Source organism: Hymenobacter psychrophilus, assembly GCF_900107135.1.
GTDB classification, from domain to species: Bacteria; Bacteroidota; Bacteroidia; order Cytophagales; family Hymenobacteraceae; genus Hymenobacter; species Hymenobacter psychrophilus.
Genome location: NZ_FNOV01000002.1, coordinates 368,783 through 389,827, shown reverse-complemented (window position 1 = coordinate 389,827; position 21,045 = coordinate 368,783). Strand labels below are relative to the sequence as shown.

Below are 21,045 nucleotides of genomic sequence, written 5' to 3'. Positions count from 1 at the left end.
CGCTGGGGCTTTAGCTTGTTGTCGTGGGTGTGCTACCGATATGCCGCCCCGCTGGGGCTCTTTTCTGCCTACTTCTTCTTCAGGGGCGCGCCGCTGCCGGGCAGCACTACCTGGCCGTTGCGGTAGGTTTTGCGCTCCTTGACGGTGGTGCCGTCGGGGCCGTAGTAAAGCCAGACGCCGGTTTCCTTGCCGTTGCGGAAGGCGCCGCTGGCTTCGGGCGTGCCGTCTTCGCGCAGCAGGCGGTAGGGCCCGGTGCGCAGGCCGCGCACGTAGGTGGTTTCGGCCTGCAGCTTGCCCGAGGGGTAGAACTCCTGGCCCAGGCCGGCGGCCTTGCCGTTCTCATTCAGCAGTTTGCTTCTGAGCGTGCCGGTCGGGTAGTAGGTTAGCTGTTCGCCGCCGAGGCGGCCGTTCTGGTAAGTTTGGAGCTGCTGCACCTGCTTGCCACCGGGAAAGTAGCTGCGCCACTGGCCTACGGGCAGGTTGTTCTTGTACTGCTGCTCGCGTTGCACCGTGCCGTCCTCGAAGTAGCTGGTAATTTTCCGGTCGCGGGCCTGGCTGGTGTACTCGGTCTTCTGCCTGGGCTTGCCCGACTCGTAAAAATCCTGCTGGGTGCCCACCAGCGTGCCTTGGCGGTAGGTCATGGTGCTCTTGACGGCGCCGTTCTCGTAGTAGGCCTTGGCGGGACCGTCGAGGTTGTTGGTGCCGCCGGCCAGGGCGCGGGCCTGCTTGGTGAGGTCGTCGCCGAGTGGGTTTTTCACGGCCCGGCCCACCAGCGGCACGGCCACGTAGGTGCCCTCGGTCTGGAGCTGGCCCGAGCGGTAGTAGCTGCGGTAGCGGCCGCGGCCGGTCTGGTCGGCCAGCACTTCGGTTTCGGGCTGGCCGTTGTCGTAGTACGTTTTGTAGGGGCCGGCCAGCAGCCCGCGGCGGTAGCTGCCCTCGCTTTCCAGCTGGCCGTTTTCGTAGTAGGTGCGCACCGGCCCGTTGGCCTGGCCGTCGGTAAACGTGATTTCGGCTTTGGGCTTGCCCGAATCGTATAACTCGCGTACCAAGCCGCTGGGCTGGCCCTTAGCCAGCGTCGTTTCCAGTTTGATGCGGCCATCGGGGAAAAAGTAGCGCAACTCGCCGTTGGGCTCATCGTCGGCAAAAGAGCCTTCCTGGGCCAGCTTACCAGTGTCGTAATAGGTTTTGAAGGGCCCCTGGCGCACGCCATCCTGGTAGGTTACCTCCAGCCGCCGCCCGCCGTTGGGGTGGAACTCCACGTAGGCCGAGTCGCGCTTGCCAGCCGTGTAGCGGGTCTGGGCTTCGAGCTTACCGGTATAATAAAACCGCTTGTATGGTCCCTGCATCACGGTATCGGTTCCCACAATTGCCGCAAACTTTTCCCGTGGGTGTACCCGCGTCGAGTCGAAGTACGTCGTTAGCCGCCGCAGCTTCTGGGCCTGGGCGGCGCTGGTGGCAGTGAGAAGGAAAATCAGGACGGGCAGAAATCTCATAGCGACAAGAACGGCGAAAAGGACGAAGTAGTGCGTTGCAGACAGCCCGGTAATCAAAAGCCCTGCCGCAAAATGTGCGGCAGGGCTTCTAAACTTAACGCAAAAAGTGCCCGGAGAATCCGGGCTAATCGGCTGTTAAACTCTTTCCAGCACAATGCTGCTGGCGCCGCCACCACCGTTGCAGATGCCGGTGACGCCGATTTTGCCGCCCTCGTTCTCCATCACGTTCAGCAGCGTGGTAACGATGCGCGCGCCGGAAGCACCCAGCGGGTGGCCCAGCGACACGGCGCCGCCGTACACGTTCACCTTGGTGCCTTCCAGGTTCAGCAGCTTGTTGTTGGCCAGCGAAACCACCGAGAAAGCCTCGTTAATTTCGTAGAAATCCACATCGGAAGCCTCCAAACCGGCGTTCTTCAATGCCTTCGGAATAGCCAGCGACGGGGTAGTGGTGAACCACTCGGGCGCCTGCTCGGCATCGGCGAAGCCCCGGATGATGGCTATCGGCTTGATGCCCAATTCGTCGGCTTTCTCGCGGCTCATCAGCAGCACGGCGGCGGCTCCGTCGTTGAGGGTAGAGGCGTTGGCGGCCGTTACGGTGCCCTCCTTGGTGAAGGCGGCCCGCAGGCTGGAAAACTTAGCAAAATCAGCCTTCAGGTACTCCTCGTCGTCAGAAATAACGGTTTCCTTGCCGCGCACCGTGATGGTAACGGGTACGATTTCGTCCTTCTTTTTGCCGGCTTTGGCAGCGGCGGCGCTACGCTCGTAGCTCTGCTGGGCAAAGGCGTCCTGGTCTTCGCGCGTGATGCCGTAGTGGGCAGCGGTGGCATCGGCGGCGTTGCCCATGGCGTAGTCGTTGTAGGGGTCCCAAAGGCCGTCCTTCATCAGGCCGTCAATCATCTGGCCGTTGCCGTACTTGGCCCCGAAACGGGCTTTGTCGAGGTAGTAGGGCACGTTGCTCATGCTCTCCATGCCGCCTGCCATCACTACATCGGCCTGGCCCAGCATAATGGCCTGGGCGCCGTACATAATGGCTTTCGAGCCCGAGGCACATACTTTGTTCACGGTTGTGCACTCCACGGTGTCGGGCAGGCCGGCTTTCTTGGCGGCCTGGCGGGCCGGAGCCTGGCCCAGGTTGGCCGAAATCACGTTGCCCATAATTACCTGCTGCACCTCTTTGCCATCGACGCCGGCTTTTTCCAAAGCGCCCTTAATGGCAATAGCGCCCAACTCTACAGCCGACAACGAGGCCAGGCTGCCGCCAAACGAACCGATAGGCGTGCGTACGGCGGCTACGATTACTACTTCCTTGATTTGCATAAGTTAGGTGGGGTGGGGTTGAGGTTAGACCCTAAAGGTACGAAAGGTGAAATAGTGAGGTGGTGTGTGGGGTGATGGTGGGGTGATGGGGCAGTTGTCATTCTGAGTAGCGCGAAGCATCTCGCGTGCAATGGTAACCCTGTCGTCAGGAGTTACTGTGGCACGCGAGATGCTTCGACTACGGCTGTGCACCCTGGCTTGATGCGCCACATGCTCAGAATGACAATCTCCCATCCTCACCTCACCTCTTTACCCATCACCTTGCTTCCCCGCTACCATGCCGGTTTGGTTTCGTCGCGGGGGGCGGTGGCTTTGCGGGGAAGTTGCTGCAGGTACTGCTGCTCGGCGGTGCGCAGGGCTTCGAGCAGCTGGCGGGCCTGGCCGGGGCTCAGGTTCATTTGTTGCAGGCGGGCGCGCTGGGTTTGCTGGTTGGCTTCGTTGAGGGCGGCGGCTTCGGTGCCGCCGCGGCCGCTGCTGCCGTTGGGGGCGGCGGGGCCGTTTTCTTCGTTGCTGAGGCCGCGCACCGTACCCGCCTCGCGTCCTTGGGCCACGTTGCGCTCGGCCCCCGCGCCGGGCCGGAAACCGCCGCTGGCCGCACCGCCGGGCGCGGCAGAAGGCTGGGTCGGGTCGGATCGGCCGCCAGCGTCGGGACGAGCCTGGGGCGGGCTGCCCGGGTCGTTGGGCTGGGTGGGGTCGGGGCGTTGGCCTGAAGCATCAGGACCGGCTTTGGGTTGCGGTTGTTGCTCGCGGGGGCCATCCGGCTGCTTTTTAGGGCTGCCATCGGTGCCGGGTGGGGGCGGCGGGGGCGGGGTAGTGCGGCCAGCTAAAAAGCGGCGCAGCACCTCATAGTTGTAGCGGGCGCCCGCGTTACCAGCATCGGCCAGCAGCGCCTGCCGCAGCAGGGCTACGGCAGGTGCATACTCGCCCCGGCTGGCGGCCAGGGCGGCCAACTGCTGCAGCGCCACGCTCCGCATTTGCCGGTTGGGGCTGGTTAGTAAGTGCCCATAATAGGTGCGGGCCTCGCCGGGCCGACCGGCCCGCAGGGTAGCGTGGGCCAGGTTCAGCCACAGCGCGTCGTCGGTGGCGTCAAGCTCCAGGGCGGCCTCGCGGTAGGCCAGGGCAGCCTCGGCGTACTGCCGGTTGGCGTAGGCGGCAGCTCCGCGCTGCACGGCCGCGTTGCGGTCGTGGATGCGGGTGAGGCTGTCCCAGAAGTTGAACAGCAGGAGCAGCGTAGTCAGCAGGATTTTCATGGCCGGATAACTTTCACGGTCAGCAGAATATCGAGCCCGATGAGCAGCAACGCCAGCGCCAGCGGGTAGCGGTAGCGGTTGTCGGCCACGGCCACGGTGCGTACCTGCTGGGTCTGGCCCTCTATCTGGTTGAGGGCAGTGAGCAGCAGTGGAAACTCGTTGCGCTGGTCGGTCAGCTCGAAGTATTGGCCGCCGGTCTGCTCGGCCAAGCGGCGCAGTGGAGTAGGCACTAGTCGCGTTACGGCGTCGCGGCCCCGGGCGTCGCGCACGTAGCCCGGCCGGCCATCAGGAAGCGGAATGCGGCTGCCCTCCGTAGTGCCCACACCCATCGTAAATACGCGGGCCCCGGAGCGGGCCAGCACCCGCACTGTCGGTTCCAGGTTCTCGCCAAAATCCTCGCCGTCGGTGGCCAGCACGACGGCCGTCGCGCGGGGCGGAACCTCGGCCGCCGCCGGCCCGGCGGGCGCGGCAACCGGGGTCAGGCGCGCCAGTACGAGCTTGAGCGGAGGTGCCAGATCGGTGGTGCCGGCCGGCACGAGGCCGGTTTGCAGCGTGCTCACGAACAGTTGCAGCGCGTCCTGGTCATACGTAAGCGGGCATTGCACGTAGGCTTCGCCGGCAAACACAATCAGTCCCAGCCGGTCGGCCGGAAAGCGGTGCACCAGCGTGGTCAGTTCGGCCTTCAGCTTCTGCAGCCGCGAGGGGGCCACGTCGGGCGCGTTCATCGAGCGCGACAAATCCACGAGCAGCCACACGTCTTTGCCGGCCGTGCGCACCGGGTGCTGGGTGAGGCCGTAGGCCGGACCTAGCAAAGCGGCGCCCAGCAGGCCGCAATAGAGCAGGCGCAAGGCCAGTTTCCAGCTCAGCCGGCCGCCGTGCTGACCCAGCGGAGCAGCCAGCCGGCGGGTCCGGAGCGCGTAGCCCAGGTAAAAAAATAAAAAAATAAGCGCCGCTGCCGTTTCCGGCCAGCCCGGCAGATACGCCCAGTTCAACGACACGGTAACGGGTTCATGTTCACAATACAACCAACCAAAAGGGTGGGGCCGTTTCTCAGTCAGAAAGTGCCAATTTGCGGCCTGCAAGCCCCAAATGCAGTGGCAAGATGGAAGATATTTTTCGGAACAGGGTTTGAATCTCCATCCGGCTCGTATATTTGCAACACCTTTCAACCGGAAAGGACAACCCTTCAGGAGAGATGGGTGAGTGGCTGAAACCAGTAGTTTGCTAAACTGCCGTAGCTCTAAAGGCTACCGGGGGTTCGAATCCCCCTCTCTCCGCTTTGTGTGAATTAGTAATTGACAATTAGTAATGAATAATTATTGGTTCTCCAATTGGTATTCATTACTAATTGTCAATTACTAATTATTTTTCGGGGTGTAGCGTAGCCCGGTATCGCGCCTGCTTTGGGAGCAGGAGGCCGCAGGTTCGAATCCTGCCACCCCGACAACATTTAGCCGTCAGCCCGCCTTTGGGGCGGGCGGCTTTTTGCTTTTTAGAACGCGCCCTATTATTCAATAGTGCGGTTTACTTTGTTAACCCAACCTGCCTCGTTAGCTCAGCTGGATAGAGCACCTGCCTTCTAAGCAGGCGGTCACACGTTCGAATCGTGTACGGGGTACAGCGAGAAAAACCACTTAGCGACTGTACTAAGTGGTTTTTTTGTGGCCGGCTTCGCTGCTTCGCCAAGAGTGCGGCTAAAGCAACTGCTGCCCGGCTGCCCCTTATCTTTGCCCTTATGAAAGCGCCCCTTTTCCATCCTGGCCAGGAAGTTATCTGCACCAACGACGACTTTACTATGCTGCTGGTGCAGAATCCCAATATTCAGACGCCGAAGCGCGGCCCCATTTACACTGTGCGCGACGTGTACGATACGCACAACGGCTTCGGCATTACGCTGCACCAAATCAACAACGCGGCCGTAGCGCCGGGCTTCCCCGAGGCTAATTTCCACGAGTCGCGCTTTTCGCTGGTGCCACCGCTGGAGGAAGTGGACATTTCGATGGCCATTGAGGAGAGTGTCTTCGTCTGAACCCACCCGGCCACCAATCGGTGCTGTTGCCCCATGAAGCATTCTTTACGCGGAACCTGCCGCCGGGCGCTGGTTGGGCTAACTGCCACGGCCGCTACAGTGGCCAGCCCGGCGCTGGCGCAGCAGGTTGCGCCACCTGATACTACTCGGCGGCCGGTGATGCTGGGCGAGGTGGTAGTAGCGGCTTCCAAGGTAGAGGAAAGCATTTTGCAGTCGCCGGTGACGGTGGAGAAGCTGACTGCGCGGGCGCTGCGGCTGTCGCCCGCGCCTTCGTTTTTCGATGCCCTAGAGCAGGTAAAGGGCGTGCAGGTGCTCACGCCCAGCCTGGGGTTTAAGGTGCTCAATGCCCGCGGCTTCGCCAACACGACCAATGTGCGCTTCGCCCAACTCGTCGATGGCATTGATAACCAGGCTCCCCACATTGGCGGGCCGATTGGCAACGTGCTTGGGCCGAGCGACCTGGATATTAAAAGTGTGGAAATAGTGCCGGGTACGGCTGCCGCGCTCTACGGGCTCAACGCGCTCAACGGACTGGCTAATTTCAGCACCCGCAACCCGTTTTTAAGTGAGGGCCTGAGTTTGCAGCAGAAAGTGGGCGTCAACCACGTGAACGACGCTAATACCGGCACGCGGCCATACGCCGAAACCAGCCTGCGCTACGCCCGGGTGCTGGGGCCGAAGTGGGCGTTTAAGGTGAACGGCACCTACCTGCGGGGCTACGACTGGATGGCCACCGACCCGACCGAGCTTAATCCCAACGGCAACGCCAGCACCGGCCTGCTGGGACCCGAGAATCCCGCCCGCGACCCGGTGAGCAGCTACGGCAACGAATCATCAAACCGCAGCACGCTGACGCTGGGCGGTAAAAGCTACCAGGTGGCCCGTACTGGCTATTTGGAGCGCGACGTGGTGGACTACCATTTGCAGACGCTGAAATACGATGCGGCCCTGCACTACAAACCGAACACCCGCACCGAGCTGGCCTACACCTACCGGGGTGCCCGGTTCGATAATGTGTACCAGCGCAGCAACCGCTTTCAGCTGGCCGACTACCGCCTGCAGCAACATGCCCTGCAGCTGACGACGCCCGTGGTGCAGGCGCGGGCCTATTTCACGCAGGAAAACACCGGCAAAAGCTATAACCTGCGCTCGGCCGCCGAAAACCTCGACCGCAGCTTCAAGCCCGACAACGCCTGGAACGCCGACTATACCGCCGAGTGGAACCGGGCCGTGGGGCAGGGCCAGCCGGTGGCCGCGGCCCACGCCGCCGCTCGTGCTTTTGCCGATACCGGCCGCCTGCAGCCCGGTACTTCGGCGTTCCGGCAGCGCCTGAACGCCCTGGCCGACATCAACAACTGGGACCAGGGCGCGGCCCTGCGGGTGCGGGCCGATTTGCTGCACGCCGAAGTGCAGGCCAACCTGGGCGCGTCCCTGCGCCAGGGCGGGGGTAAGGGGCTGCCGGTCTGGGCCGATGTGCTGGTGGGGGCCGACCACCGCACCTATTTTGTGCAGCCTGATGGCAACTATTTCATCAACCCCAACCCCGGCCGCGACCAGTTCAGCACCCTGGCCTACGGCAAAACCGGCGGTTTTGCGCAGGTTGGGGCGCGGCTGCTGCCGGGCGAGAAGCTCCGCCTCACGGCCACGCTGCGGGCCGACAAGAACCGGTATTTCAGCACCCGGTTCAACCCCCGGCTAACGGCCGTGTACTCGCCCACGGCCCGCCACAACTTTCGGCTCAGCTACCAGAGCGGCTACCGCTTCCCGAGCTTGTTCGAGGGGTTTTCCAACGTGAACAGCGGGCAGGTAAAGCGCATTGGGGGGCTGCGGGTGATGTCGGACGGGGTGTTCGAGAACAGCTACCTGCGCAGCTCCATTGAGGCCTTTAACGCGGCCGTAACTCAGGCCGTGAATACCGGCGGGCTCAGCCGGAGCCTAGCCGTGGCCGCCAGCCAGAACCTGCTCACGCGTACTCCCTACACCTACCTGAGGCCCGAGTTCGTGCGCTCCTGGGAGGTAGGCTACAAGGCGGCCGCGCTGCCCGGCGGCCGGCTGCTGGCCGACGTGGATTTCTACTACAATACCTACCGCGACTTTATTGCCCAGGTGGAAGCCTACGTGCCGCTGGCCCCCGATGGGCAGCCCCTGCCGGCCGGAGCCAGCCCCAACGCCGTGGCCACCGCCCTCAATGCCCGCGCCACCCAGGCCCGCTACCGCCTCTGGACCAACTCGCGCAGCCGCGTGTATAACTATGGCGGCTCGCTGGGCCTGCGCTACGATGTGCCCGGTGGCCTGCTGGCCGGCGCCAGCACCACCTACGCCCGCCTGGCCCGCACCGAAGCCGCCGACGGGCTGGAGGCCGGCTTCAACACGCCGCGCTGGAGCTACAACCTCAACCTAGCCCACGAAAACGTGTATCGCCACCTGGGCTTCGGCCTCAACTACCGCTGGCAGACAAGCTACTTTTCCGAAACCTTCCTCGTCAGCGGCACCGTGCCGGCCTACGGCACGCTCGATGCCCAGCTCAGCTACCACCTGCCCGCGCCCAACCTGCGGCTTAAGTTCGGCGCCAGCAACGTCCTCAACCACTATTACGTCAGCTATCTTGGCGGCCCCAGCGTGGGCGGGTTGTACTATGCGCAGGTTACTTACGGGCTGTAGGGGAGGAGCCAGAACAGGCAGAATACGCTGCTACAGGGCAAGCAGACGTCATACTTCGTCTGGCGCCCGCTTGCCCAGGCATGACGTTCCAGGGCTTAGTAAAGTGTTGCCGTGAACATTCTACTGTTGAGCCGGTCCTACTTGCCAACCCTTTAAGCCCCACAATCATGGTAAAAGTAGGATTGTTTGTACGTCTCGAAGCCAAGCCCGGTAAAGAGCAGGAAGTAGCCGATTTTCTGCGCGGTGGCCTCGCCCTGGTAGAGCAGGAGCCCGGTACCGCCACTTGGTACGGGGTGCAGATGGGCCCTTCGACCTTTGGCATCTTCGATACGTTTGCCGATGAGTCCGGCCGTAAAGAGCACTTGGGCGGTAAGGTAGCTGAGGCCCTTTTTGCCCAGGCCCCCGACCTGTTTTCCTCGGCTCCGGCCGTAGAGATGCTCGACATTCTGGCCTCCAAAGGCGCGTAACGTTTCGGGCTACTGCCCATGTACAAGGCACTGTAGTAAAGTAGCGCGAATCCGAAAACGGGTTCGCGCGCTGTTTTTTTTAAGGGGTAAATAACGAGGTGTGTCCGCTCGTCAGGCAACGGGTTTGGAGTTGCCTGAGGTAAGAAATCCGGCAACCGTAAGAAGCTGCTAACCAGTCCCAGGCAATCGGGCAGTAGCTCATGTGGCCAAAGAGGCTTTTATTTGCTGCTGGTAGTTGCCGGTAGTTGCCGGTTACGCTGCTCCTTATTACTTGCCCCTCTGATGTTATGCGCCAAAACCTTGCGGTCCTGCTGCTCTGCCTCGTGTTCGGCATTGTTCTGCCGGCCAGCGCCCAGCCGAACCGGCGCCAAGCAGCCCTCGACTCGCTAACGGCGGAACTGCAGGCCGTGCTCGGCCAGGGCCATACCAACGGGTTTGGGGTGGCCATCGTGAACGCCCGAGGGGTTCTTTACCAGCGCGGTTTTGGTTTTGCCGATGTGCAGGCCCGCAGGCCCTACGATAGCCATACCGTCCAGCCCATTGCGTCGGTGTCCAAAACACTGATTGGCTTCGCCTTGCTCAAGGCGCAGGAATTAGGGTTGCTCAGGCTCGACGACCCCATCAACCAGTACCTGCCCTTCCCGGTCGTCAACCCCCACTTTCCCGACGCCCCGATTACGCTCCGGCACCTGGCTACCCACACGTCCGGCATCCGCGACAACGACTTTTACCTGAGCAAGAACTACTACCTCCGGCCCAATCAGGACCTAACGGGCCTGCCGCTGGCCCTGGAGGGCGAGCAGACGTTTGTTCCCGCTGATTCGGCGGTTAGCTTGCCCGTATTTTTGCAGCGTGTGCTGACGCCGGGGGGCAAGTGGTACCAGCCGAAGGGATATCTGGCCCGCCGTCCGGGCGAGCTGTATGAGTATTCCAATGTGGGCGCTTCGCTGGCGGCTTACGTGGTGGAACTGGTCAGCAAGCAGCCGTTTCCCGACTTCACGGCCCGCTACCTTACCCGCCCACTACGCATGCGGGACTCGGGCTGGCGCTTTGCCGACGTTGCCGCCTCCCGGCACGCCCGGCTCTACCTGCTGCCCGCCGTACCGCTGCCTTACTACGAGTGCGCCACGTATCCCGACGGGGGCTTCCGGGCATCAGTTGCCGACCTGGGTAAGTACCTGCGCGAGCTGATTCGTGGCTACCAAGGGCAGGGTAGTATACTAGGGCCGGCAAGCTACCGCGAACTATTTCGGCCTCAATTGGCGGCCGGCAACTTCGAGGACCGCAACGAGCGCAACCCCTACAGCGAATCCTATAATGTGGGCATCACTATGGGCTTCGGCTACACCGGCTATATTGGGCATACCGGCGGCGACCCCGGCGTGGTGGCACTTATGTTTTTCGACCCTGAATCCGGTGTCGGCCGACTTTTGCTCCTGAATACCAGCTACTCCGACCGGGCCGGTGAGGTGGCGATGTACAGCATCTGGAGAACCCTGGAAAAATACCAAAACCGGATAGCGCGTTAGCAATCCGGTTCCAATCTGGTATCGGTTGCAGCTCAAAGCGGCTACTCCGGCTCAGCCGCACCACCAACGGCGTATCGGAGGCGGGTAGGGTGAGGCGGTAGCGGCAGGTGAAGGAGTGAGTTACCGGGTCGACTTACAGACGCACTTGCACTGCAGGCGTAGCCAGGGAAGGGGAGGAGCCGCAAAGTGCTATCAGAAGTAGAAGCCAGCGGTGTTTCGCGGGGCCAGACCTGCTATATAAAGTGCGGTTGACCGCTTTGTTGGTTTTAGAGCCAAAAAAACATGGCGCGAATCATAACGCTGTAGCCGTTGCGGGCGTACAGAAAAGGTGCCTGCCGGCAACATGCCGGCGGCATCAGGCGTCTTTCTCCTTCACCACCACAGCCCTATTTATGTCGCAACCACTTACCAGCACCCCTTATACTGGGGGCGTGCCGGCCCCGGTGCCTACTGGCCCGGTTCGCCTGCACATCAACGGCGAAACCCGCACCCTGCAACTCGCCCCCTGGACCAGCCTGCTCGACGCGCTGCGCGAGTACGCCCACCTCACGGGCACTAAAAAGGGCTGCGACCATGGTCAGTGCGGCGCCTGCACGGTGCTCGTGAACGGCCTCCGCATCAACAGCTGCCTCACGCTGGCCGTGATGCACGAAGACGATGACATTACGACCATTGAGGGCCTGGGCACCCCCGAAAACCTGAGCCCGTTGCAACAGGCCTTCGTCGACCACGACGCCTTCCAGTGCGGCTACTGCACGCCCGGCCAGATCTGTTCGGCCCAGGGCCTGCTCAACGAAGGACGCGCCCACTCCGAAGCCGAAATAAAGGAGTTGATGAGCGGCAACCTCTGCCGTTGCGGCGCCTACGTGGGCATTCTGGACGCGGTGAAGGAAGTCGTTGATAAAGAGAGCTCAGATGTTGGAGCATAGAGCTTAGAACCTGATTGACTCAACGATTACAGATTGAATGTGCCAAGCACTAAGCGCTAACTTCTAAGCTCTAACACCATGCATCCCTTTACCTACTCCCGCGCCACCGACGTCGCCGACGCGGTGCGCGACAAGGCCGGCCATGTGGCCTCGGCCTACATTGGCGGCGGTACCAACCTCATCGACCTGATGAAGATGAACGTGGAGCAACCCGCGCATCTGGTTAATGTGGCCAAGCTGCCGCTTTCCAAAATTGAAGATTTGCCCGACGGCGGACTGCGCCTGGGGGCCACGGCCACCAACTCCGATACGGCCTGGAACGAAGACGTTAAGAAGCGGTATCCGCTGCTGAACCAGGCCATTCTGGCCGGGGCCTCGCCCCAGTTGCGCAACGCGGCCACCAACGGCGGCAACCTCATGCAGCGCACCCGCTGTTACTACTTCTACGACGTGGCCACGCCCTGCAACAAGCGCGAGCCCGGCTCGGGCTGCTCGGCCATCGGAGGCTACAACCGGGTATGCGGCATTCTGGGCACCAGTGAGGCCTGCATTGCCACCCACCCCTCGGATATGTGCGTGGCCCTGGCGGCCCTCGCGCCCACCGTGCGCGTGAGCGGCCCCAATGGCGAGCGGACCATCGCCTTCGAGGATTTTCACCGCCTGCCCGGCGACCAACCCGAGTTCGACAATACCCTGGCTGAAGGCGAGTTAATCACTTCGCTCGATTTGCCGGAAAAAGGCTTTGCCAAAAACTTCGCCTACCTCAAGCTCCGCGACCGGCACTCCTATGCTTTTGCGCTGGTGAGCGTGGCCGTGGGCCTGGAAATGGACGGCGACACTATAAAGGAGGCCCGCCTGGCCCTGGGCGGGGTGGCCCACAAGCCCTGGCGCGACCAATCGGCCGAAGACCTGCTCAAGGGGCAGCCCGCCACTGCCGAAACCTTCGGCCGCGTGGCCGCCCACGTGGTGGCCAACGCCGTGGGCCAGGGCTCCAACGACTTCAAAATTGAGCTGGCCCGCCGGGCCATCGTGCGGGCCCTCAAGCAGGCTGCCGAAGGCCAGCAGCAGGCCGGCGACATGTATTTGGGCGGCCAATAGGGGCAGCCGGTCATTCCATCCGCCTTTGAACGGAGCCGCCGGAACGACCCGGCCAGCTTCGTGCCATGCAGAACGATGTAGGGGCGGGGCTTGCCCCCGCCCGCCGTTGAAAGATTCAACGCCGAGCCGTTCAACGATTCAGACCCGGACCGTTGAACGGCAGGCGGAGACAAGCCCCGCCCCTACATCGCTATTACAAAGCCGTCAAACAGCTACAAACTCCAAACCATGAGCCAGACCAACCATATCGGTAAAGGCCCGAACCGCGTAGACGGGCCGCTAAAAGTATCGGGTACGGCGCACTACTCGGGCGAATTCAACGTGCCCAATCTGGCCTACGGCTACGTAGTGAGCAGCCCCATCGCCAAGGGCAAAATAGTCGCCATCCACGCCGACGAGGTGCGGGCGCTGCCGGGCGTACTGGAGGTGTTCTCGCACGATAACGTGCCTCACCTTGCTTGGTTCGATAAGAGCTACAAGGACCAGATTGCGCCCGGCGGCTCGCCCTTCCGGCCCCTGCACGAGCCCGACATCACCTTCAACCAGCAGCCCGTGGCCCTGGTAGTGGCCGATACCTTCGAGCTGGCCCGCTACGCCGCCGCCCTGCTGCGCATCGATTACGAGCAGGAAGCGCACGAAACCAACCTCGAAACCAAGCGGGCCGAAGGCTTTGTGCCTGGCAAAGGCAAAACCGGCTTCCAGCCGCCACCGCCACCCCGGGGCAACCCCGACAAAGCCTGGGTAAACGCCACCCACCAGATGGAGGCCGAATACGCCCACGGGGCTCAGCACCACAACCCCATGGAGCTGTTCACGACCACCGTGGAGTGGCGCGGCGACGGCCAGATAACGGCCTACGATAAAACCCAGGGCGTGTTCAACGTCAAGAACTACCTGATGGGCGTGTTCGGGCTGGGCAAGGACGACGTGCGGGTGGTGAACCAGTTTATGGGCGGCGGCTTCGGCTCGGGGCTGCGGCCCCAGTACTCGGTGTTTATGGGCGTACTGGCCGCGCTGGAGCTCAAGCGCTCGGTGCGCGTCACGCTTACGCGCCAGCAGATGTTCAGCATCGGCCACCGGCCCAATACCCTGCAGGTGGTGAAGATGGGTACCAACCCCGACGGCACGCTGGCCGCCTTGCAGCACCACGCCCTCCACGAAACCTCCCAGTTCGAGGACTACACCGAGAACATCGTTAACTGGTCGGGCATGCTCTACCAGTGCGACAATGTGAAGCTGGGCTACGAGCTGGCCAAGCTCGACATTTACTCGCCCCAGGATATGCGGGCGCCGGGCGCGGCCTCGGGAAATGTGGGCCTGGAGGTGGCCATGGACGAAATGGCCTACGCCGCCGGCCTCGACCCGCTCGAATTCCGGCTGCGCAACTACGCCGACCGCGACCAGAACGTGGACAAGCCCTTTTCGAGCAAGAAGCTACGCGAGTGCTACCAGCAGGGCGCGGCCAAATTCGGTTGGGAAAAGCGTACCCAGGAGCCCCGCTCGATGCGCGCCAACGGCAAGCTGGTGGGCATGGGCATGGGCGGCGGCGTCTGGGATGCCACCCAGAATAAATCGGCCGCCAAGGCCCTGATTTCGGCCGACGGCCACCTGACGGTGCGCAGCGGCACCGGCGAAAATGGTACCGGCACCTACACCATCATGACCCAGATTGCGGCCGAAACGCTGGGCTTGCCCCTCGAAGCCGTGACGTTCGAGCTGGGCGACACCGACCAGCCCGAAGCCCCCATCCAGGGCGGCTCCTGGACTGCCGCCTCGGTGGGCACGGCCGTGAAAAACGCCTGCGACGCACTGGGCGAGAAAATCCTCAAGCTGGCTCAGAAGCAGGACGACTCGCCGCTGAAAGGCGCGAAGTTCGACGAGGTGGAGTTCGTGAATGGCCAGTTGCGCCTGCGCCTCGACCACGACCAGGCCGTGGTGTTGCGCGACGTGCTGCAGGCCAGCGGCGAAACCCAGCTCGAAGCCGATAGCTCGGCCACGCCCAACATGGCCAAGCAGCAGGGTTACTCCATGCACTCCCACAACGTGGCTTTCGCCGAGGTGGAGGTAGATGAGGATCTGGGTACCATAAAAGTAACCCGGGTAGTGAGTGCCGTGGCCGCTGGCCGCATCCTCAACCAGAAAACGGCCCGCTCGCAGGTGCTGGGCTCGGTGATTTGGGGCCTGGGTATGGCCCTGATGGAGGAAACCATCATGGATCATAAGTTCGGCCGTTACGTGAACCACAACTTCGCCGAGTACCACATCCCCGTCAACGCTGACATTCCCCACATCGACGCCATCTTCGTCCACGAAGACGACGACATCGTGAACCCGCTCGGCGTGAAGGGCATTGGTGAAGTCGGCATGCTCGGCGTCACGGCCGCCATTGCCAACGCCGTCTTCCACGCAACCGGCAAGCGCGTCCGCGACCTGCCCATCATGCTCGACAAGCTGCTGTAAGTGGTTTAGCTAGTAGCTTGAAGCCATCAGCTGTTAGCTCTTCCAACGGCATTCAGGTAAGGCAGAGGCTTAGAAGTTTCTACACAACTTCGACTACTGAATTCCAAGCAAACAGCTTGTCCACAACAATATAGGCTCTGATACTAAGCCGCCCCGCAACCGAATGGTCGCGGGGCGGCTTATTGTTGTATTCGGGCAGAACGAGCCACGCTGCCTAACCTTTCCGCGCTGGCAACAGTAAACCCAAGGGTTCCACCAACTTAATTCGCTATGTCAGATTCAACTTCCTACGCCGCGAGCGAGGCGCTCAATGATGCTATCAAAGCCGTTACCGGCGACCTCACCGCTGCCCCCGCCACCAACCAGATTGACAGCTGGATTGGCCAGCTCGACCTCACCGGCCCCGGTTCCCAGGGCGAAATTGCGCTGGAGCTGAAGAACCTGAAAGACTACATCAGCACCAACGACAGCGCCAACATCGCCCACACGCTCGACGCCCTGGGCCAGCTGACCACCAAAGCCGCCGACGAAGACGTGGCCGAAGATGTCAGCCGCAAGCTGCGCCAACTCGGCCAGGCCCTCACCGCCGCCAGCACCTCGCTGCCCAAATAACCTAGCGCTTCGCCGGCCGCCGTTGCCAACGCCGTTTTCCACGCCACAGGCAAGCGCGTCCGCGACCTGCCCATCATGCTTGATAAGCTGCTGTAACTGATGCCGCTGACGTAACGCAAAACGCCCCAGAACCGTGAGGTTTCGGGGCGCTTTTGTGTGGTGAAATTTGGTTAATTATTATCGTTGATTGCAAATAGATTGAGTTGTTGCTTGTCTGCCGCCTTTGCTCTTCTATGTTGTTTGCCCTCTGGTGTTTCTACAGGTTTATTGTTTTCAAAATAACTATTAACTCTCATTATGTCATAACTAGTTACTTTCTCATGTCCTTGATTATCAATTTTCTTGTTTATGTATAAAGAGCAGTTTATAGTTGATCCATTTTTAAATTGAATAGCGCCGGTTTGTACTAAAGATTTAAATTCGTTAGATTTCATATTGAACGCAGTGGGAATCCCGTTATATATTCCCATCCACTTGTAGTTGCCTTTTTTTAGGACTGGTGAAATGATTTCTATGCTAGTATCTTCGATTTCAATTGGATCTATATCATTGCTTACGAGGATAAACTCGTTAAACATTTTCTTTTTAATTATGACCTCTCTTGTTTTTTGAGTATCTACTGTAAAAGAAACTGCTTTTATTTTAGGATATTTATCTAAAGATTCATAAAAGTTTGATTTTTTCTTTTTTATAATATTATTTTCTTCGAGTTTATGATTGATAATATAAGTATCTTGTTTTAGTTTCTCTACTTCAAGTTTTAATTTTTCCTTTTCAAGTTCTTTTACTTCACTGTCTTCAAATATATTTTCTATTGATTTATCCGTCAATTTACTTAAAGGATTGACGACTATAGCCATTATTAGTGCTGTCAATAAGGCAGTTGTAATATTTGCCTTTTTGTCTTCCTCTTTAGATATAAGGCTGAACCATCTCTTCAGTCCACCATCCGCTAAAGGTTCTGTTTCGATATAGATTGCAACACCGAACATAGAAGCAACTTCTTTGGCAATCCCAAGAAGTTCATATTCACACCTGTTTTGAACCACAGCGTCCATCGTGTGTGTGTCATCATTAAAGAAGTAGTGAACTTCTAAGGTGTTTCTGCGCAAAACTTTTACATCGCTATTGATCATAACTCTATTTCGTATTTCTGTCAATTATGTCGCCCAAATTACAATAAGGCTTACTGGTTGTGCAACTTAGATGATATGCGAAGCTAGGTACTATATCCAGATACGCACAAGATAAAGAATGCTTCTTAGTGACGTGGGCACTATCGATGCTTCACGCAGCCAAGTCCCGCCTCCGCCCAAACAACGCCCACAACCCCAGCGCCGGACCGATGGCCAGCGGCAGAAACAGGTAGCGCGGATCGAGGGAGCGGGCGAGCAGGCTCGTGAGCTGGATGCTGACGATGGTGAGGGCGAAGCCCAGGCAGGTAACCAGCGTGAGGGCCGTGGCGCGGGTGGGGGCCGGGGCGTGCCGGGCTACCAGCGTCGAGAACAGGGGCGAGTCGGCCACTACCACCAGCCCCCAGAACCCCAGAAACGCCAGCAGCAGCGGCGCCGAAGCGCTGCCCAGCACCAGCGGCGACCCCAGACAGCACAGCCCCGACAACGCCAGCGCCCCCGCCGCCACCGGCCGGGCCCCGCGCCGCTGCGCCAGCAGGCCCGCCCCCACGCAGGCCAGGCTGCCCCCCCCAATAATACCGAACGAGAGCAGCGACACCGGCAGCGCCGCCTCGGCCGGCCGTGCGGCGTTAAAGGCCGTGAGCACCGCCGGCACGAAGGCCCAGAACGTGTACAGCTCCCACATGTGGCCGAAGTAGCCGAAGGCCGCGGCCCGAAACTGCGGCTCGCGGAAGCCGGCCAGCAGCGCGGCGGGGCGCAGGCGCTGGCCGGGGCGGCGGTGGGGGCCATCGGGCACGAGCAGCACCAGGGCCAGTCCGCCCAGGGCTGCCAGCGCCGAGGTGGTAGTGGTTACGGTTTGCCACGGCAGTGCGCCGCCCGCGCCGCCGGGGTCCGTCAGCAGGCCACGCAGCAGGTGCGGAAAAGCCGTGCCCAGTACCAGCGCGCCTACCAAAAAGCCCAGCGAGCGGCCCAGCCCGGCCTCGTAATAGTCGGCCGCGATCTTCATGCCCACCGGGTAGATGCCGGCCAGAAAAAATCCGGTGAGCACCCGCGCCGTCAGCAGCCCCTCGGCCCCCAGGCCCGGCAGGTTAAGGGCCAAGTTGCAGCCCGCCGCCAGCAGCGCACTCGTAAAAAACACCCGCGAGGGCGAAAACCTATCGGCCAGGGCCAGCAGCGCAAATACCAGCGTGCCGGCAATAAAGCCCAGCTGCACGGCGCTGGTGAGGGCGGCCACGAAGCCGGCCGGCTGGGCTACGCGGGCCGCCAGCTCGGGGGCCACGGCGTTGCCGGCAAACCACAGCGACGTGCAGCAGAACTGCGCCAGCACAATGGTGGGAAGAATGCGGGACATGAGAACGGGAGCAGGGTAGGAGCCCGCAAAGTAGCCGTTTCGGCCGGGGTTTGTAGAAACGGGTTGGGAGCGTAGTGGCTTGAACAGGTGGGGGGGGGGCTTGTCCCCGCCCGCCGTTGAACGATTATCGTTGCAGCGGTGCGAACGGCGGGCGGGGACAAGCCCCGCCCCTACATCGTTTTAAGTACGCATGCGCTCTATAGCAGCCGGATGATGAAGTTCTTGAGGGGATTCTTCTTGATCAGCGTAACCAACTGGCCGTTCTGGTACTGGTACTCGTCTTCGCGGCCGGCGCGGGTGGCCTGGTAGCGCCCGGGCTTGCCGGGCTTCACCACGAAAAAGTCGCCGAAATACTCCGCAAAGGCGCGGTTCTGGCCGGTGGGCTCCCCGAAAAACATATCGGTAACCGTGTAGCGTATGGGCCTGGTTTCGGTGGCCTTGTACTGGTACTTGTACTGGTTGGCCACAATGTCGTAGTGGTCGTTCTTCCACTCGGTGCGCGACGAAAAGTTGCCCTGGTTGGTGCGGGCATCCACGGTAGACAGCCGCAGCTGACCGCCGCGCATGTAGTTGGTTACCTTGTAGTAGATGATGAGGTGGTAGAACAGAATATCCACCTGCACGTCGCTGGTGAGCGTGCTCACGGTTTCGGGGTTGGCAGGCGTGGGCAGCTGGCGCGTGGCCGTCATGGTGCCCACCCGCAGGCCCGCCACCTCAATGGCATAGCGTCGCGTTTCGGGTGTTTGGGCCCGGGTGAGGAAGGGCAGCAGCAGCAGCAGCACTAGTGATAAGAAAAGCTTCATACGGACATCAAAAAACCGCTGTCATCCTGAGCTTGCGAAGGACCTTACCCCGCTCAACTGATGGTTACATCAGGTCGAATGGAATAAGGTCCTTCGCAAGCTCAGGATGACAGGTACTATACCTATTGCTCGTTCAGGTTCCAGTTGTAGTCCAGGTAGCCAATCTTGGTGTTGTCGCTGATGTTGGTTTTGGCGTACTTGTTCACCCACTTCACTACCGACTGGCCGTTCTTGTTCCAGTCGTCTTTGTACCAGTTGAAGTAGTTGGAAAGCTGGGCGCTTTGGGCGTTAAGCTTGTTTTTGCCGGTGTCGTTGAGGAAGGCTCGGCCCTGGGCATCGAGCTGGGCACTGAGGCGGGCGGCGGTGTAAGCCTCGGGGCGCAGCGGCGGGCACGAGATGGAGGCACACACCAGCGCAAAGTGAATGCGCGGATCATCGAACTTCTTGCGCAGAATGCCGTGCTCGATGTCGTCGAGGCTCATTTTGGTGCCTCCGATGCTGAAGAATACCTTCTTCCAAGGCTCCCCGATATCCTTGATGCTCTTGAGCGGATAATTGTCGAGAATGAGCCGGATGGTGTAGGCGTTGTAGGCGTTAATCCAGAAGGCCATCTGCTCGGCCTGGGCGTCGGTGGCCTTGGGCGGGTTCTGGCTGAGGCGGGCCAGGTAGGCATCGAAATCCTTTTCCTCGCTCCTGAAGCCCTTGTAGTTTACCCGTCCCCGGGCATCGACGTACTTTTTCAGCAGCCGGTCGAAGGCGCTGTGGTCGAAGGCCGCTGCCGCGGCCGGTGTGGCTGCCAGGGCCGCCGGAGCGGTGGCAGTTTCGGCGGGGCCGTTGCATGCCGTCACCGAAAGGGTAGAAGCGCTAAGCGCCGTCAGCAGAAAATTGCGGAAAAAAAGCATGGGTCGGAATGTAAAAGAAATGGCCAGCGGCCGGGGCAATTTTGCCAAGTAGTTAAGGCATACGGGCAAAAACCCGGCCGTGGCGTTACCCGTTGCAATAAACGCGTTGCGCGCGGCCGCCGGATTGCTCACCTGCGCAAACTAGCCGGTCCCGGCTTTACGTATCTGCCAAGCCGGCTGTGCTTCGTGGCCGCCGGGAATTACGCAAATTGCCCTCCTTTTTAGCTGTCCATGCCCGAGCTTAGCGTCATCATTCCTACCTATAACGAAGCGCCCCACATTGCCGGGCTGGTGCAGCAGCTGCGCCAGCATGCCCCCTCCGGCGAGGCGATAGAAATTCTGGTAGTCGATGCCCACAGTGCCGATGGCACGGCCGCGGTGGCCGAGGCCGCCGGGGCCACCGTGCTGCGGGCCCCGCACCCCGGCCGCGCCGCCCAAATGAACTACGGCGCGGCCCACGCCACCGGCCGCATCCTGTATTTCGTGCACGCCGACGTGGGTATCTGCCCGGGCTACGTGGCCACTATCGGGCAGGCCGTGGCGGCGGGCTACCCCGCCGGCTGCTACCGCTTCCGCTTCGACTCGACCCACCCCATGCTGCGCCTCAACAGCTACGGCACCCGCTTTCCGGGCCTCATGAGCCGCGGCGGCGACCAGACGTTGTTTATTACCAGGGAGCTATTCGGGCAGCTGGGCGGCTTCAACGAGCGGTTTGTGGTGATGGAGGATTTCGAGATTATCCAGCGCATCCGCCGAGTAGCCGCGTTCCATATCGTGCCCGAAAGCGTGGTGGTATCGGCCCGCAAATACGAGCAGAACAGCTGGCTGCGGGTGCAGCTGGCCAACCTTACGGCCTTCGCGCTTTACTTCCTGAAAGTGGAGCCCGCCCGCATCGGCCGCACCTACAAAACCCTCATCAACCACCGGTAGGTAGGTTTTGGTGAGTCGCTTTTGTTCTTTGGTTAGGTGGCGGCTCCTTGGCGACGCTGACTACCGGAGGCAACGGTGGCC

At 61.1% G+C, this 21,045-nt stretch carries 17 protein-coding genes and 3 tRNA genes; 12 read left to right on the top strand and 8 right to left on the bottom strand.

Features of this window, described 5'->3' with window-relative positions; translation table 11 throughout:
* Positions 1-68: 68 nt before the first annotated feature.
* From BLW21_RS04120 to BLW21_RS04105, 4 genes are all read right to left on the bottom strand, one after another.
* Positions 69-1,493: a toxin-antitoxin system YwqK family antitoxin gene (locus BLW21_RS04120; RefSeq protein WP_092738174.1), complete on the bottom strand. Its 1,425-nt coding sequence runs from the start codon at positions 1,491-1,493 to the stop codon at positions 69-71.
* Positions 1,494-1,628: 135 nt separating this feature from the next.
* Complete coding sequence (locus BLW21_RS04115) at positions 1,629-2,810, bottom strand: acetyl-CoA C-acyltransferase (protein ID WP_317040217.1); 1,182 nt, start codon at positions 2,808-2,810, stop codon at positions 1,629-1,631.
* Between the two features lie 272 nt (positions 2,811-3,082).
* Positions 3,083-4,060 carry a hypothetical protein gene (locus BLW21_RS04110; RefSeq protein ID WP_092738173.1) on the bottom strand — a complete coding sequence of 326 codons (978 nt, stop codon included), beginning with the start codon at positions 4,058-4,060 and terminating at the stop codon, positions 3,083-3,085.
* A complete protein-coding gene (locus BLW21_RS04105) occupies positions 4,057-5,058 on the bottom strand; it encodes a VWA domain-containing protein (protein ID WP_139255074.1) in 1,002 nt (333 codons plus the stop codon). Before BLW21_RS04105 ends, BLW21_RS04110 begins: the two co-directional genes overlap by 4 nt.
* A 191-nt stretch (positions 5,059-5,249) precedes the next feature.
* Here BLW21_RS04105 and BLW21_RS04100 point away from each other — a divergent pair.
* From BLW21_RS04100 to BLW21_RS04050, 11 genes are all read left to right on the top strand, one after another.
* Positions 5,250-5,337: transfer RNA gene (locus tag BLW21_RS04100), tRNA-Ser, on the top strand.
* 93 nt (positions 5,338-5,430) lie between these two features.
* Positions 5,431-5,504 (top strand) — tRNA-Pro (locus BLW21_RS04095).
* Positions 5,505-5,604: 100 nt separating this feature from the next.
* Positions 5,605-5,678: transfer RNA gene (locus BLW21_RS04090), tRNA-Arg, on the top strand.
* Positions 5,679-5,795: 117 nt separating this feature from the next.
* On the top strand, positions 5,796-6,089 hold the full coding sequence (locus BLW21_RS04085; RefSeq protein WP_092738171.1) for a hypothetical protein: 294 nt from the start codon (positions 5,796-5,798) through the stop codon (positions 6,087-6,089).
* Between the two features lie 33 nt (positions 6,090-6,122).
* Positions 6,123-8,750 (top strand): TonB-dependent receptor, encoded by a 2,628-nt coding sequence (locus BLW21_RS04080; protein ID WP_217633833.1) that lies wholly within the window; start codon positions 6,123-6,125, stop codon positions 8,748-8,750.
* A 167-nt stretch (positions 8,751-8,917) separates the two neighbouring features.
* Complete coding sequence (locus BLW21_RS04075; RefSeq protein WP_092738170.1) at positions 8,918-9,217, top strand: putative quinol monooxygenase; 300 nt, start codon at positions 8,918-8,920, stop codon at positions 9,215-9,217.
* A 287-nt stretch (positions 9,218-9,504) separates the two neighbouring features.
* Positions 9,505-10,746, top strand: a complete 1,242-nt coding sequence (locus BLW21_RS04070) for a serine hydrolase domain-containing protein (protein WP_092738169.1) — start codon at positions 9,505-9,507, stop codon at positions 10,744-10,746.
* Between the two features lie 392 nt (positions 10,747-11,138).
* The gene (locus tag BLW21_RS04065) at positions 11,139-11,675 is read left to right on the top strand and encodes a (2Fe-2S)-binding protein (protein WP_175470852.1); all 537 of its coding nucleotides are present in this window, start codon (positions 11,139-11,141) and stop codon (positions 11,673-11,675) included.
* A 78-nt stretch (positions 11,676-11,753) separates the two neighbouring features.
* Complete coding sequence (locus tag BLW21_RS04060; RefSeq protein WP_092738168.1) at positions 11,754-12,773, top strand: FAD binding domain-containing protein; 1,020 nt, start codon at positions 11,754-11,756, stop codon at positions 12,771-12,773.
* 228 nt (positions 12,774-13,001) lie between these two features.
* Complete coding sequence (locus BLW21_RS04055) at positions 13,002-15,233, top strand: xanthine dehydrogenase family protein molybdopterin-binding subunit (protein ID WP_092738167.1); 2,232 nt, start codon at positions 13,002-13,004, stop codon at positions 15,231-15,233.
* Positions 15,234-15,503: 270 nt separating this feature from the next.
* Entirely contained in the window at positions 15,504-15,845 is a 342-nt protein-coding gene (locus tag BLW21_RS04050) for a hypothetical protein (RefSeq protein ID WP_092738166.1), read from the top strand.
* Between the two features lie 170 nt (positions 15,846-16,015).
* Here BLW21_RS04050 and BLW21_RS04045 read toward each other — a convergent pair whose 3' ends face one another.
* From BLW21_RS04045 to BLW21_RS04030, 4 genes are all read right to left on the bottom strand, one after another.
* Positions 16,016-16,981 (bottom strand): hypothetical protein, encoded by a 966-nt coding sequence (locus BLW21_RS04045; protein WP_092738165.1) that lies wholly within the window; start codon positions 16,979-16,981, stop codon positions 16,016-16,018.
* A 151-nt stretch (positions 16,982-17,132) separates the two neighbouring features.
* Positions 17,133-18,329, bottom strand: a complete 1,197-nt coding sequence (locus BLW21_RS04040) for an MFS transporter (RefSeq protein WP_092738164.1) — start codon at positions 18,327-18,329, stop codon at positions 17,133-17,135.
* 197 nt (positions 18,330-18,526) lie between these two features.
* Positions 18,527-19,132 carry a DUF6134 family protein gene (locus BLW21_RS04035; RefSeq protein WP_092738163.1) on the bottom strand — a complete coding sequence of 202 codons (606 nt, stop codon included), beginning with the start codon at positions 19,130-19,132 and terminating at the stop codon, positions 18,527-18,529.
* A 122-nt stretch (positions 19,133-19,254) separates the two neighbouring features.
* A complete protein-coding gene (locus tag BLW21_RS04030; RefSeq protein ID WP_092738162.1) occupies positions 19,255-20,034 on the bottom strand; it encodes a DUF547 domain-containing protein in 780 nt (259 codons plus the stop codon).
* Between the two features lie 231 nt (positions 20,035-20,265).
* On the opposite strand from BLW21_RS04030, the gene BLW21_RS04025 reads away from it, so the two are divergent.
* Positions 20,266-20,964 carry a TIGR04283 family arsenosugar biosynthesis glycosyltransferase gene (locus BLW21_RS04025; RefSeq protein WP_092738161.1) on the top strand — a complete coding sequence of 233 codons (699 nt, stop codon included), beginning with the start codon at positions 20,266-20,268 and terminating at the stop codon, positions 20,962-20,964.
* Positions 20,965-21,045 lie beyond the last annotated feature (81 nt).

Coding starts and splice junctions, on each gene's coding strand:
- BLW21_RS04060 (WP_092738168.1), top strand. CDS start 11,754: ATGCATCCCTTTACCTACTCCCGCGCCACCGACGTCGCCGACGCGGTG.
- BLW21_RS04080 (WP_217633833.1), top strand. CDS start 6,123: ATGAAGCATTCTTTACGCGGAACCTGCCGCCGGGCGCTGGTTGGGCTA.
- BLW21_RS04065 (WP_175470852.1), top strand. CDS start 11,139: ATGTCGCAACCACTTACCAGCACCCCTTATACTGGGGGCGTGCCGGCC.
- BLW21_RS04055 (WP_092738167.1), top strand. CDS start 13,002: ATGAGCCAGACCAACCATATCGGTAAAGGCCCGAACCGCGTAGACGGG.
- BLW21_RS04115 (WP_317040217.1), bottom strand. CDS start 2,810: ATGCAAATCAAGGAAGTAGTAATCGTAGCCGCCGTACGCACGCCTATC.
- BLW21_RS04045 (WP_092738165.1), bottom strand. CDS start 16,981: ATGATCAATAGCGATGTAAAAGTTTTGCGCAGAAACACCTTAGAAGTT.
- BLW21_RS04075 (WP_092738170.1), top strand. CDS start 8,918: ATGGTAAAAGTAGGATTGTTTGTACGTCTCGAAGCCAAGCCCGGTAAA.
- BLW21_RS04110 (WP_092738173.1), bottom strand. CDS start 4,060: ATGAAAATCCTGCTGACTACGCTGCTCCTGCTGTTCAACTTCTGGGAC.
- BLW21_RS04050 (WP_092738166.1), top strand. CDS start 15,504: ATGTCAGATTCAACTTCCTACGCCGCGAGCGAGGCGCTCAATGATGCT.
- BLW21_RS04030 (WP_092738162.1), bottom strand. CDS start 20,034: ATGCTTTTTTTCCGCAATTTTCTGCTGACGGCGCTTAGCGCTTCTACC.
- BLW21_RS04035 (WP_092738163.1), bottom strand. CDS start 19,132: ATGAAGCTTTTCTTATCACTAGTGCTGCTGCTGCTGCTGCCCTTCCTC.
- BLW21_RS04085 (WP_092738171.1), top strand. CDS start 5,796: ATGAAAGCGCCCCTTTTCCATCCTGGCCAGGAAGTTATCTGCACCAAC.
- BLW21_RS04025 (WP_092738161.1), top strand. CDS start 20,266: ATGCCCGAGCTTAGCGTCATCATTCCTACCTATAACGAAGCGCCCCAC.
- BLW21_RS04040 (WP_092738164.1), bottom strand. CDS start 18,329: ATGTCCCGCATTCTTCCCACCATTGTGCTGGCGCAGTTCTGCTGCACG.
- BLW21_RS04070 (WP_092738169.1), top strand. CDS start 9,505: ATGCGCCAAAACCTTGCGGTCCTGCTGCTCTGCCTCGTGTTCGGCATT.
- BLW21_RS04120 (WP_092738174.1), bottom strand. CDS start 1,493: ATGAGATTTCTGCCCGTCCTGATTTTCCTTCTCACTGCCACCAGCGCC.